Source organism: Moheibacter stercoris, assembly GCF_040545805.1.
GTDB classification, from domain to species: Bacteria; Bacteroidota; Bacteroidia; order Flavobacteriales; family Weeksellaceae; genus Moheibacter; species Moheibacter stercoris.
Genome location: NZ_JBEPMO010000017.1, coordinates 1 through 13636, shown reverse-complemented (window position 1 = coordinate 13636; position 13636 = coordinate 1). Strand labels below are relative to the sequence as shown.

Annotated in this window: 8 protein-coding genes; 7 read left to right on the top strand and 1 reads right to left on the bottom strand. The window is 36.6% G+C overall.

Annotated features, from left to right (window positions below; genetic code table 11):
• Positions 1 to 56 precede the first annotated feature (56 nt).
• Positions 57 to 638, bottom strand: a complete 582-nt coding sequence (locus ABID46_RS11285) for a MiaE family protein (RefSeq protein ID WP_354510147.1) — start codon at positions 636 to 638, stop codon at positions 57 to 59.
• A gap of 116 nt (positions 639 to 754) precedes the next feature.
• On the opposite strand from ABID46_RS11285, the gene ABID46_RS11280 reads away from it, so the two are divergent.
• The 7 genes from ABID46_RS11280 (at position 755) to ABID46_RS11250 (ending at position 13544) form a co-directional block, all read left to right on the top strand.
• Complete coding sequence (locus ABID46_RS11280; RefSeq protein ID WP_354510145.1) at positions 755 to 2080, top strand: glycosyltransferase family 4 protein; 1326 nt, start codon at positions 755 to 757, stop codon at positions 2078 to 2080.
• A 284-nt stretch (positions 2081 to 2364) separates the two neighbouring features.
• Complete coding sequence (locus ABID46_RS11275; RefSeq protein ID WP_354510143.1) at positions 2365 to 8424, top strand: alpha-2-macroglobulin family protein; 6060 nt, start codon at positions 2365 to 2367, stop codon at positions 8422 to 8424.
• Positions 8425 to 8478: 54 nt separating this feature from the next.
• Positions 8479 to 8952, top strand: coding sequence for a hypothetical protein (locus tag ABID46_RS11270; protein WP_354510141.1), 474 nt, complete (start codon positions 8479 to 8481; stop codon positions 8950 to 8952).
• 390 nt (positions 8953 to 9342) lie between these two features.
• Positions 9343 to 10734, top strand: a complete 1392-nt coding sequence (locus ABID46_RS11265; RefSeq protein WP_354510139.1) for an RtcB family protein — start codon at positions 9343 to 9345, stop codon at positions 10732 to 10734.
• Positions 10735 to 10949: 215 nt separating this feature from the next.
• On the top strand, positions 10950 to 11645 hold the full coding sequence (gene prfH / locus ABID46_RS11260) for a peptide chain release factor H (RefSeq protein WP_354510137.1): 696 nt from the start codon (positions 10950 to 10952) through the stop codon (positions 11643 to 11645).
• Between the two features lie 41 nt (positions 11646 to 11686).
• Entirely contained in the window at positions 11687 to 12205 is a 519-nt protein-coding gene (locus ABID46_RS11255; protein WP_354510135.1) for a tetratricopeptide repeat protein, read from the top strand.
• An 88-nt stretch (positions 12206 to 12293) separates the two neighbouring features.
• A complete protein-coding gene (locus ABID46_RS11250; protein ID WP_354510134.1) occupies positions 12294 to 13544 on the top strand; it encodes a PKD domain-containing protein in 1251 nt (416 codons plus the stop codon).
• The last annotated feature ends 92 nt before the right edge of the window (positions 13545 to 13636 follow it).

The window sequence follows — 13636 nt, the reverse complement described above, 5'->3', positions numbered from 1 at the left end:
ACGTCCGAGTAAATGTTAATTAACAGATTAAAAATCCTAAAGTTTTCTGAATTGATTTAGCCGTGAATGGTTTCTTTTGTGCCGTAACTTTTAATCAATTCGCCTTCAAAATCCAACCATTCCTTCCAACGTTTTTCTACATCAATTTCGCCTGCGTATTTACGCGCAAAACCTAAGAAAACCGTATAATGATTGGCTTCGGAAACCATCAATTCGTGGTAGAATTTGGCTAATTTTTCATCTTTAATGTTGGTTGACAAAACACGAAAACGCTCGCAACTTCTGGCTTCAATCATTGCAGCAAACAACAATCGATCGATGAAGGCTTCTTCGCGAGTCGCATTTTTCTTACAGAATTTCACCAATTGATTGACATAATCGTCTTTGCGCTCACGACCAAATTCGTAGCCACGTTCCAAAATAATATCGTGCACCATTTTGAAATGTTGCATTTCTTCGATGGCAATTTCGCTCATTGTCGAAACCAAATCAGGTAATTCCGCATTGTTGATGATCAAATAAATCGCATTGGAGGCGGCTTTTTGTTCGCACCAAGCGTGATCGGTTAAAATTTCTTCTAAATTTTGTTCCGCTATATTGGCCCATCTTGGGTCGGTCGCTAATTTTAATCCTAACATTTTCTTGCAATTAAAAAACCCTGTCAAGGTTAAAAATTTTGATGTGAGACAACCTTGACAAGGTTCACGAAGTTTAACCTATTTTGATTCAACTGCAAATTTCGGATATTTACCCGATGAAACAAAACAAAGTCTTGTTTATTGGTTTGGTTTGGCCAGAACCTACTTCTTCTGCTGCCGGAAAACGAATTATTCAATTAGTAGAATTCTTTCTAAATCGTGGTGATCAAGTGATTTTCAGTTCAGCAGCTGCCAAATCCGAATCGAGTTTTGATTTCAGTACATTGCGAGGTGGAACCACTTCTTTGTCATTGCGAAAAACCGACTCCTTGTCATTGGGAGGAGGAACTTCCTTTACGTCATTGCGAGGAGGGACGACGAAGCAATCTCAAAACCTTGTTACCGAATTCCCCATCGAACTCAATTCTTCATCCTTCAACGATTTCATCCAAGAATTGCAACCCGACATTGTGGTGTATGATCGTTTTGTTTCGGAAGAACAATTTGGATGGCGCGTACGAGAAGTTTGTCCGAATGCTTTGCAGATTCTCGATACAGAAGATTTGCATTTTTTAAGAGCCGCACGAGAAAAAGCATTCAAAAAATCAGAAGAAGTTGATTTGTACAATGAAACAACCTATCGGGAAATTGCTTCTTTGTTGCGATGCGATTTAAATTGGATGATTTCAGAAGCGGAAATTGATTTGTTGACGAACCAATTCAATCTTTCAAAAACTTTGTTTCAATATATTCCTTTTTTGGAAGAGGAAATTTCCACTGCGAATTTCATTTCTTATCAAGACCGTAAAGATTTTATATTCATCGGAAACTTTTTGCACGAACCCAATTGGCAAACGGTTTTGAAACTCAAAAAGGAGATTTGGCCAAGAATTCGAAAAGAACTTCCAATTGCCAAATTGCATATTTACGGAGCTTATCCGACACAGAAAGTCTGGGATTTACACAATGAAAAAGAAGGATTTTTGGTTCACGGAAAAGCGGAAAATGCCAAGGAAGTAATTGCTCAAGCCCGAATTTTATTGGCTCCTCTCCCATTTGGTGCGGGACAAAAAGGTAAATTCATCGATGCGATGCAAGTCGGAACACCGATTGCGACCAATTCGATTGGTGCAGAAGGTATGTTTGACCAAGAAATTCCAGGAATTAAATCCGATGATTTGGAGGAATTTGTTCAAAAAACAATTGAATTGTATTCCGACGAAATTCTTTGGACAAAATCACAAGAATTAGGCGTGAAAATTCACAATGAAAAATTTCAAAAGGAAACGTTTTATTCCAATATGGAAGAACAAATTCAGTTTCTACAAGCAAATTTAGAAAAGCATCGACAACAAAATATTCTAGGAAAAACTCTTCAACAAACTAATCATAATGCATTGAAATACATGAGTTTATGGATTGAGGAGAAAAACAAGAAATAGTATTAAGTACTGAGTAGTAAGTATCAAGATTATAGAACTTTGTGGTTTTATAAATTTCTGATTTGAGATTTTAGATTGTAGAATTTTTTAAACATTAAGGCATTAAGAATCTTTAAAGTTTATAAAACAATCTATTGTCTATTGTCTATTGTCTATTGTCTATTGTCTTTTCTCTAAAACTATGAACACCTGTCCGCCGAAGGAGGAATAAACTTTAAACCTGAAACTTCATTCCAATCCAACCTTTTTATTGTAATTTGCATCTACTATTGAAAAACCTTTTTATGAAAAAATTATTTTTTCTATTATTCACCTTAACCTTCTCTTTGTCAATGGCTCAGAAAAAAATTAATTATGAATCCAAGTGGAAAACCATCGAAAAGGCAGAGTCCGATGGTCTGCAAAAAAGCAATTTAAGTCTTGTCAATGAGATATTTGACCAAGCCAAAAAAGATAAAAACACCCAACAAATCGTAAAATCTTTGTTGTATCAGTCCAAAATTTTACTGCAAACAGCAGAAGATGAAGAAGAAACTCATCTGAACATTGTGCAAAATTTCGAAAAGGAAATTGCCAATGCCAAAGTTGTGAACAAAGCAATTTTAAATTCGCTTTTGGCGGAATTGTATTTCAATTATTATCAGGTTCACCAATGGGAAATCAACGATCGAACGGAAACAGCAGAAAGTACAGGTGCTGATTTTCGTTTTTGGACGGAAAGTAATTTCCAGAAAAAGTCTTTGGAATTATATCGTGCTTCTTTAGAAAATCCGCAAGAATTGCAAAATGAATCCATCGAAAATTGGTCTTATTTGTTGAATTCAGTAAAGGAAACCCAGAATTTACGTCCTACTCTGTATGACCTTTTGGGACATCGATACATTCAATTCCTTCAAACAGAAGATAGCTATTTTTATGGATCGAATTACAACCAAAAAGAATCCGATGAAAAGCGTGAAGAAATGCTGAAAATCTACCAAGATTTAATTGCATTTCATACCAAAGCCAATAACCAAAACGCTTATTTGTACAACCAAATGGAATTGTACAATTTGGGAACACTTGATCGAAATTCACCTGAATTTTACGCGCAAATTGAAAGCCTTTCCAAAAAATTCCCAAATGCAGAATATACAGCTAATGTATTGTTTGAATTGGCGCAACTTCAATTGAACAAGCGATACAATACACCCGATATCGATTCTAAAACCTATAAAATCCACACAGAAGAAGCTTTGGCTACTTTGAAATCCATCCAGGTAAGATTTCCGAAATCCTTAGTTATAGAAAATGTAAAATCTTTGGAAAAAGAAATTTTGGCCAAAACATTCAACATTTCCATTGAGAAATTCATTCCAACTAATGTCAATACGCCTTTTGTGGTTTCGCATAAAAATTTGAATCAATTGCATTTTAAAATACTTCGCTTCAAAACTTTGGAAAAAGATTTGGTTTATGAATTTAACTATGCATCTGATAAAAACAAACAAGCAGCTTTCAACGCGATTTTAAAGGCATTTCCAACTGAAAAAGAATTTGACCTAAACTTGAAATCTTTTGATGATTATAAGGAATATTCGACCGTTGCCAAATTAGATCCTTTGCCAGAAGGTCGTTATTTGGTGTTGGTTTCCAATGATCCCGATTTCCAAGTTGGAAAGGAAAATTCGACCATAATGTTTCAATATTTGAATGTTTCGAATTATGCCATCACCTTTCGCGAATCTGAATTTTTGGTAACCGAACGAATTTCGGGAAAACCCGTTCCGAAAGTTGCGGTAGATGTTTTTCAAATTAAAAATCGAATGAATGTTGAAAAAGTGGAAACAATTACAACCAATGAATTTGGGATGGGTAAAATTGGAAATTCCAACAATAATTATCGAAATTTAGAATTTGCAGTAAAAGGTGAATCGGTGCGTTATTCGACCTATGTGTACCGCCAAAATGAGCCTGCTAAAAAAGAAACCACATACAGCACGAAAATATTTTCGGACCGATCCATTTATCGTCCAGGTCAAACCATTTATTTCAAAGCGATTAGCTACGAAGAAAATGCAAAAGAAGACCGAAAAGTCTTGACCCATAAAAAAGTTACGGTAAGTCTTTACGATGTGAATTCCCAAAAAGTATCGGAATTGCAGTTGACTTCCAATGAATTTGGTTCGGTTTCGGGTGAATTCATTTTGCCGAATTCTGGATTGACTGGAAATTATCGTTTGCAAACTTCGATTGATGGAGTGAACAATAATTATTACGCCAATTCCCATTATTTCAGTGTGGAGGAATACAAACGTCCGCGATTTGAGGTGAAATTTGACGATGTAAAAGACATTTTCAAATTGGAAGAAGAAGTTACTGCCAAAGGAACGGCTACGGCTTATTCGGGTGCAAACATCGACAATACCAAAGTTACGTATCGCGTGTACCGTCAAAAGATTTATCCGTATTGGCCTTGGTGGAAACGTGGTTATTTTCCTGGAAACGAACCGGCAGAAGAAATCATCCACGGCGAAACCACAACAGATGCCGACGGGAAATTTGTCGTAAAATTCCCAGCAAAACCTGCTCCCGACGAACAAAATCCAATGCGAAGAGGAAGTTCAGCTGAAAATGCTCGTACCTATACGTATCGAATTGAAGCCGATGTTACCGATTTGAATGGTGAAACTCGTTCTTCTCAACAATCGATTACAGTAGGCGATTTGCGTTATACCTTGGACATTCCATTGGCACAAAATATTGATTTAGCCAAATTGGAGGAAATTCCAGTTGATACACGAAATTTAAACGGACAATTTTCGGAAGCAAAAGGTCAAATTACCTTGACGAAAATCAATCCGCCTGAACGAATTTTACGAAATTCTCCTTTACGTGAGACCGATTATAATTTGTATTCCAAAGAAGAATTCATTTCCTATTTTCCAAACGAACCTTATGGCAAAGAAAACCAAAAGGAAAATTGGGCAAAAGAATCGCCTGTCTTGAATGCTTCGTTTGATACGTCCAAAGAAAAATCGGTGAAAATAGAACCGAAAAACTGGAAAGAAGGTTATTATCTTTTGAAAGCTTGGATTGTAGATGGGAAAGATTCGATTCCTTCCGAGAAATTGGTGTATTTGTACAAAACCAACAAAGAACAACCGATTGACAAAGAAATCTTTGCTGCGAGTTTGGATAAAAACGAATACAAACCGGGCGACAAAGCGACGTTGAAATTTTCATCGGCTACCGAAAACTCCGAAGTTTTGGTACAATTGGAAGCCAATGGAAAAATCATCAAAACGGAGAAAATCCAGTTGAATAATTCCACAAAATCCTTCTCTTTCCCGATTGAGGAAAGCTACAAAGGAAATGTCTATGTGAATTATTTCTTCTCGAAATTCAATACGGCCCAACAAGGTCAACTCACTGTAAATGTGCCTCACGAAGACAAATCTTTGAAAATTACTGCCGGAACCATCCGAAATAAATTACTTCCGGGACAAAATGAAACTTGGGAATTGACCGTAAGCGGACAAGGAAAAGAGAAATTTATGTCGGAAGTTTTGGCGACGATGTACGATGCTTCATTGGATCAATTCCGTTCACAATCCAATAGCTTCCCGATGTTCCGTTCCAACAATGGAACACGCTTTACCGTTTGGAATTCTTACCAAAGTTTTGGACTGATTGGTTTCAACCAATTGTCTTATGACCGAAATACCTATTACTATCCGCAAAATGAATTGGTTTTCACTGATTTTAACTGGTTCGGGTTTCATTGGGATCGATATATCAATGGAAATTATGGTTATTTTGATGAAGTTATAATAGGAGGAATACGAATGGAAGCTGCTGCACCTGTAGCTAGTGCTGTTGCTAGTGCAGAAGAAATTACCGTAGATGATGCATTAAATGGAAGAGTTGCAGGTATACAAATGAGAGAAAAAAGTGCGGATTCCATTGCAAATATGATTTCTAACTTGGATCCAAATTCTCCAAATGCAGAACAAACTTCATTTGAAGAAAAATTAAACAACGTCCAAGCCCGAAAAGCTTTACAAGAAACAGCTTTTTTCTATCCGAACATACGCACCGATGAAAACGGAAATTTCAAAATCCAATTCACGACACCAGAAAGTTTGACTTCTTGGAAATTGATGACAACGGCTCATACGCCAGATATGCGCACGGGATATTTCGAAACCACAGTTCAAACCCAAAAAGATTTGATGGTGGTTCCCAATCCGCCGAGATTTTTACGCGAAGGAGATCAAATTACCTTTTCGTCCAAAGTCACCAATTTATCGGACAAAGCTTTAAGCGGTCAAGCCAAATTACTTTTGTTTGATGCCTTCACAATGCAACCCGTTGATGTCGAATTTGGCAATACTAATGCGACGAAAAACATCAATGTAGAAAAAGGAAAATCGGACGAAGTTTCTTGGACCTTGAACATACCAAAAACGCACCAAGCGATTGTGTACCGCGTGGTGGCTTCGGCTGGTGATTTTTCAGATGGTGAAGAATCGGTTTTACCAATTTTGACCAATCGTATGATGGTAACCGAAACTTTACCGATTCACGTTCGTGAAGGACAAAACAAAACCTTTAGGTTGGACAAATTGAAAAACAATACGTCGAAATCCTTGGACAATTTCAAATTGACCTTTGAAATGACGACCAATCCGATTTGGTATGCAGTATTCTCTTTGCCGTATTTGCGCGAATATCCCTACGAGTGTTCCGAACAAGTTTTCTCCAGAATGTATGGAAACTTGATTTCACAGCATATCATCAATTCCAATCCGAAAATCAAAACGGTTTTTGATGATTGGAATGCCAAAGGCGAATTGAAATCGAAATTGGAACAGAACGAAGAATTGAAAGCTTTGTTATTGGAAGAAACGCCTTGGGTGCGCGATGCCGAAAATGAAGAAGAACAAATGAAACGAATTGCGGTTTTGTTTGACTTAAACAGAATGCAAAACGAATTACAATCGGCCTACAACAAATTGAAAAACAAACAATCGTCCAACGGTGGTTTCCCTTGGTTTGAAGGCGGCGATGAAAGTCGATACATCACTACGCACATCGTTTCGGGATTGGGTCATTTGAAAGCAATGGGCATCCATCCAGAAGAAAAATTGGATGTGAATTTGAATTCAATTTTGGATGGCGCCATTCGATTCATCGACAACGAAATGAAAAAAGAATACGATCGTTATTTGAAAAACAAAGACTATGAACCTTCGTACTACAGCGGAATTCAGTATTTGTATGCGCGTTCTTATTTCTTGGAAAAATATCCGTTGGATGCCAAAGGAAATGACATCAAAAATTATTTCTTGAAGAAATTTGACCAATCGAAATTTGATGAGTCTTTGCAAACCCAAGCGATGATGGCGATGATTTACAACCGATTTGACCAGAAGGCAAAAGCCCAAAAAATCTTGACTTCAGTGAAAGATCATTCGATTGAATCCGACGAAATGGGAATGTATTGGAAATCCAACGTTGCCGGATGGTATTGGTACCAAGCTCCAATTGAAACCCAAGCATTATTAATTGAAGCTTTTGATGAAATCACAACTGATGTTGAAGCAGTCGAAAGTATGAAAGTTTGGTTGTTGAAAAACCGTCAAACCAATCAATTGGAATCGACCAAAGCCACAACCGAAGCTGTATTTGCTTTGATGAGCACAGGGAAAGATTGGATGAATGCCGAAGAAGGAATTTCGGTGAAAATCGGTAATTCTAATTTATCCTTCGACAAGCTCAGGATGACGGGTTCTGGTTATGTAAAAACTTCTTGGAACAAAGAAGAAATCAAACCCGAAATGGCAGAAGTCAATGTGCAAAAAACTTCTCCAGGTGTTGCTTGGGGAGCACTTTATTGGCAATATTTTGAAGATTTAGACAAGATAACCACGGCACATACAGGAGTAAAATTCCGCAAAGAATTGTTCTTGAAAAAGAATTCAGCTAACGGACCTGTTTTGACCAAAATCACCGAATCCACTCCGATTCAAATTGGAGATTTGGTAACCGTTCGTTTGGAAATTCAAACCGACCGCGAAATGGAATTCATCCATATCAAAGATATGCGTGCCAGCGGATTTGAGCCAACCAACGTGATTTCGACCTACAAACGCCAAGGAAGATTGGGTTATTACGAATCGACTCGTGATGCGGCAACGAATTTCTTCATCGATTATATGCCAAAAGGTGTCTATGTTTTCGAATACGATGTTCGCGCCAACAATGCCGGAAATTTCTCCAACGGAATTACGAGTTTGCAAAATATGTATGCACCAGAATTGAGTGCACATTCTGAAGGAATTAGAGTTCAGATCAAATAATTTTATATGCCTTGTCGAGGATTCAAAATCTTGACAAGGCTTTTTTTTAAAACTATGAACTATAGAGCCGAAGCAAATACTGAAAACTTTAAATTAAAACTTGAAAAACAAACAGGTGATTCTACTCCTATTTGGTTATTCACACCAAAAGTATTTAATGGTAAAAGTTTTATAGGAAAAATAGAGAATTCATCCTTTCATTTAAGGTTAAATTCCTTTTTTCCACCTCAAAAAATGATTTCAATTAAAGGTAATTTCAAAAAAGAAACTGAAAATAAATTTCTAGTAGAATTTTCAATTGGTATATCTCGATTTGCCAAAATTTGGAATATATCCGTATTTTTTATTGCTGTTTTCATTTTTAACTACCTCACTTTTGTTCAAGAATCAAAATTTGATTGGCGAGTGAATTTTGGAATTCTATTCATATTTTTATGGGCATTTTTCATATCTAAATATTTTTATAGAAATGCCAAAGCAGAATTCATTCAAAAACTAGAATTAACGAATGTCCAGAAGATTGATTAAATAATTAATCATATTTTATACATTGAAAAAATTCTCAAATTCATCAAGAATAATTCTAAATTCAAAAAAAGATTTGCATTTAAAAATTTAATTTTTAGATATTTGCAGCCGAAAACAAATAATTAACTCAAAAAAACGAAGAAAGCGTATGTTCAATTTAAGCATCAATCAGCAAGAGAAATCACCTAAAAATGGTGAGGACTTTCTTCGTGTTTTCTTCTATTCTTGATTCAAAAAATTCAAAATAATGGAAAGCCCGAAGATGAAAATTCGGGCTTTTTTTATGAATTATCTTTTTAAAAATCCCGAATTCTGATGGAAATTAGGTGAAACCTAAACCAAACGAAATCCTGTTCAATGGACATTTCGTGAATCATCAAATGAAAAACAATGGGAAATAAAATTTCCGGGAAAGACTTTATCAAAATCGGCTTTCCCAAAACGAATAAGATCAATATTGCCCTTGGGCAAATCAATCGATATAGAAAAAAAGAGAAAAAAGAACGAATTTTAAACGAAGCCAAATTGGTTTTGGCGAATCCTGAAAATTATCAAGGCGATGGAACTTGGGGGAAATTAGCCGAAAGTTTGATTAATCCAGTTGAAATAAAACGACACGAACTCAATTCAACGCGAGCGCCCTTTACCCTATTTGGGGAAAATGAAATCGACGAAGCATCCAAATTTCAATTGTACGATGCCTTGAAATTACCGATTTCGGTAGCGGGTGCTTTGATGCCCGATGCGCATTTTGGTTATGGATTACCGATTGGAGGCGTTTTGGCAACTGAAAATGCGGTAATTCCGTATGGGGTTGGTGTAGATATCGGCTGTCGAATGAGCCTTTCCGTTTTTGATTTACCTGCGGAATTTATGAATGGCAAAATCGAAAAATTGGAAAACATCTTGAAAGATCATACCAAATTTGGAATGCGTGAAGTGCATAAAGTCAAAGCAGATCACGAAGTTTTCAGTTGGTCTGAATTTCAAGAAATCCCCTTGGTGAAGTCTTTATTGGACAAAGCTTATGCGCAATTGGGAACTTCGGGTGGCGGAAACCATTTTGTGGAATTTGGAGTTGTGGAATTAATGGAAGCGCGTAAAGATTGGAAAATCGAAGCGGGAAAATACCTTGCGGTTTTGTCGCATAGCGGATCTCGTGGTTTGGGCGCCAACATCGCGAAACATTATACGACTTTGGCTTCCAAACAAACGCCTTTACCAAAACAAGTACAGCATTTGGCTTGGTTGAATTTGGATACGCACGACGGACAGGAATATTGGCGCGCGATGAATTTAGCAGGAGAATATGCCAAAGCTTGTCACGATGATATTCACCGAAGAATTTCCAAAGCTTTGGGACATAGAATTGTGTTGAACATTGAAAACCACCACAATTTTGCTTGGAAAGAAATTCACCAAGGAAAAGAAGTGATTGTTCACAGAAAAGGTGCAACTCCTGCGGGAAAAGGCATTTTGGGAATCATTCCAGGATCGATGACCGCTCCGGGATTTATTGTGGAAGGTTTGGGAAATGAAGCAAGTTTGAATTCGGCTTCTCACGGCGCTGGAAGAAAGTTTTCTCGTGCCAAAGCCAAAGCAAAATTCACCAAATCCGAAATCAAACAAGAATTGAAAATGCACGGAGTAAGCTTAATCGGTGGAAATTCAGACGAAGCGCCAATGGCCTATAAAAACATCCACAAGGTGATGAAATGCCAAGAAGATTTGGTTCGTGTAATTGGAACTTTTACGCCAAAAGTGGTGAGAATGGATAAGTGATTGGGAGTTACGAAGGACGAAGGACGATGTACGATTTACGATTTACGATTTTAGATTTTTGATTTCAGATTTAGGATTTCAGATTTTTGATTTAGGAATTAGAAACGTTTTTTCGTCGCAGGAGAATCACACTTTAAACATTGAACTTTAAACTTTAAACTCTTGTCCACCGAAGGAGGATTAAATTTCCCTCGAGTTAAATAAAAAAATAAATTATGTCAAAACGAATACTACAAATAACCGCAGGTCGCGGACCAGAAGAATGTACTTGGGTTGTTGCTCAGGTGTTGAAAATCTTGTTGGACGAAGCCAATCAATTGGGATTGAATCCGACGATGATTCATAGGGAAGTTGGAAATATCAACGGAACGGTACTGTCAGCGACTGTAATGCTGGAAGGGAAAAATCTGCAAGAATTTGTGGATTCCTGGAAAGGAACGATTCAATGGATTGGTCAGAGTCAATTTCGAAAGTTGCACAAACGCAAGAATTGGTTCATTGGAATTTTTGAATTGGAATCTTTCCAACCCGTGATGTTCAACGAAAAAGATTTTGAGTACCAAGCGATGCGCAGTTCAGGTGCGGGCGGACAAAATGTAAACAAAGTCAATACGGCAGTTCGGGCGATTCACAAACCTTCGGGACTTGCTGTGGTGACGATGGATAGCCGTTCGCAGCACCAAAACAAAAAATTGGCAACCGAACGATTGTTGGAAAAATTGAACGAAGAAAATTTGAAATCGATTCAAAACCAAATCCAAACGGAATGGCAAAATCAAACCGAAGTTCAGCGCGGAAATCCGACGCGAATTTTCAAAGGTTCGGATTTCAAAAAACAGAAAACCGAGAAGAATTTCAAATCGGAACGACAAAAATTAAAACGTGATGTAGGGAAGAATTTGGAAGATTAATCTCCATCAATTCAAGTAAATCAGAAAAAACTAAAAAGAAAATGAAAACATTAGATAAACATTTATTCAAAGCATTGGACAATTATCCGTTCAACCTTTTGGAAACGATCGAATCCTTGGAATATGCTTTGTCGGCCAACAACCAAAACACTTTGGCATTATGCCTTTTGGGAAGAATTTATTCGGAGCAATTGATGGATTACGAAACAGCGAAAGAGTATTTTTCGGAAGCCATTTCGATTAATTTACACGCTTTGGACGTTTATCCGTACTACATCGAAACCTTGATTTTGAATGAGGATTTTAACGAAGCGCATCGATTAATTGATTTCGCAATGACGATCAAAGGAATTTCTAAAATTGAAATCTTGAAGAAAAAGATTTGGTTGTTGGAAGTTCAACGCGAATTCAAATTGGCAAAAAAAGCGTTGAAGGATTTTCAATTGCATTTAACGGATTCTTATTACAATAGTTTCGTAGAGGAAACTAAAACTCGATTGAATGGGAAAATCAAACCCAAAAAGAAAAAGAATTCCAAAAAAGAAAAATCCCTGAACTGATCAGGGATTTTCGTTTTTAAACCAAAAGATTGAATGAATTTTATCCTAAATTTGAGAAAATTCCAACCAATTTTAAAAAATGAAAGCGATGAAGAAATTTTACGTATTGATAATTTTAGGATGGTTGGGAATGGTATATTCATTTGGGCAACAAACGAAAAAGGTCTTGTTTATTGGCAACAGCTACACCGCTTCCAATAATCTTCCATTGCTAATCGATCAAATGGCCAATTCCACTGGAGATGACTTGATTTATGATAGTAACACACCAAGCGGATATACCTTAAAGCAACATTCCAGCAACGCTACTACCCTATCCAAAATCAATCAAGGCAATTGGGATTATGTTGTTTTGCAAGACCAAAGCCAATATCCGTCTTTATCTGACAATTTCGTAGAAACAAACGTTTATCCTTATGCAGAAGCTTTGAACGAAACAATTCTAGGAGCAAATTCATGTACCGAAACCATTTTTTATGCGACTTGGGGAAGAAAAAATGGCGATGCGCAAAATTGTCCCAATTGGCCACCCGTTTGTTCCTATGAAGGAATGGATAATCTTTTGCAAGAGCGATATCGATTTATGGCTGATGAAAATGAAGCTTTACTTTCACCTGTATCTTGGGTTTGGCGCTATATTAGAGAAAATTACCCTAACATTGAATTGTACACCTCAGACAATAGCCATCCTTCCTTGGCTGGTTCCTATGCTGCAGCTGCAACTTTTTATACGATTTTATTTGGAAAAAATCCGATTCAAATACCTTTTGAAAGTGGTTTAAGTCCAGAAGTTGCGGTTCAATTAAAAAATGCAGTGAAAGAGGTTGTATTTAATAATATGGAGTTTTGGAATGTCGGAAAGTATGATCCAAAAGCTGAATTCACCTATAATGAAACAGAAAATTCAGGGGAATATCAATTTCAAAATCAATCTAACTATGCGACTGAATTCTTATGGGATTTTGGTGATGGAGCTACATCTACTGAAGAAAATCCGATTCATCAATATGCAACAAATGGAACTTATACAATCCGATTATCAGCATCTAACTGTGGAATTGAAGATTCTCACGAAATTCAACTAGAAGCGGTTTTGAATGTTTCAAATTTGGAAGAACAAATGCATAAAGTTTATCCAAATCCTGCTCGAAACATTTTGCATATCAAAAATTTACAACCTAAGCAATATTGGAATTTATTTGATCAAGAAGGTAAATTAATTCTAAAACATCAAACTAATTCAGTTGCTGAACTTAACCATTTGCCTTCTGGCATCTATCATCTCATTATATTGAATGCTACTCATCAATTTGTTCATCAAATAAAAATTCAGAAATGACTAGTCCTGAAAAATAGATACAGATTTTCAGTGATTAAAAATACATAAATTAAACAGTAGTAGCTATTAAGTTGCTACTGTTTTTTGTTTTA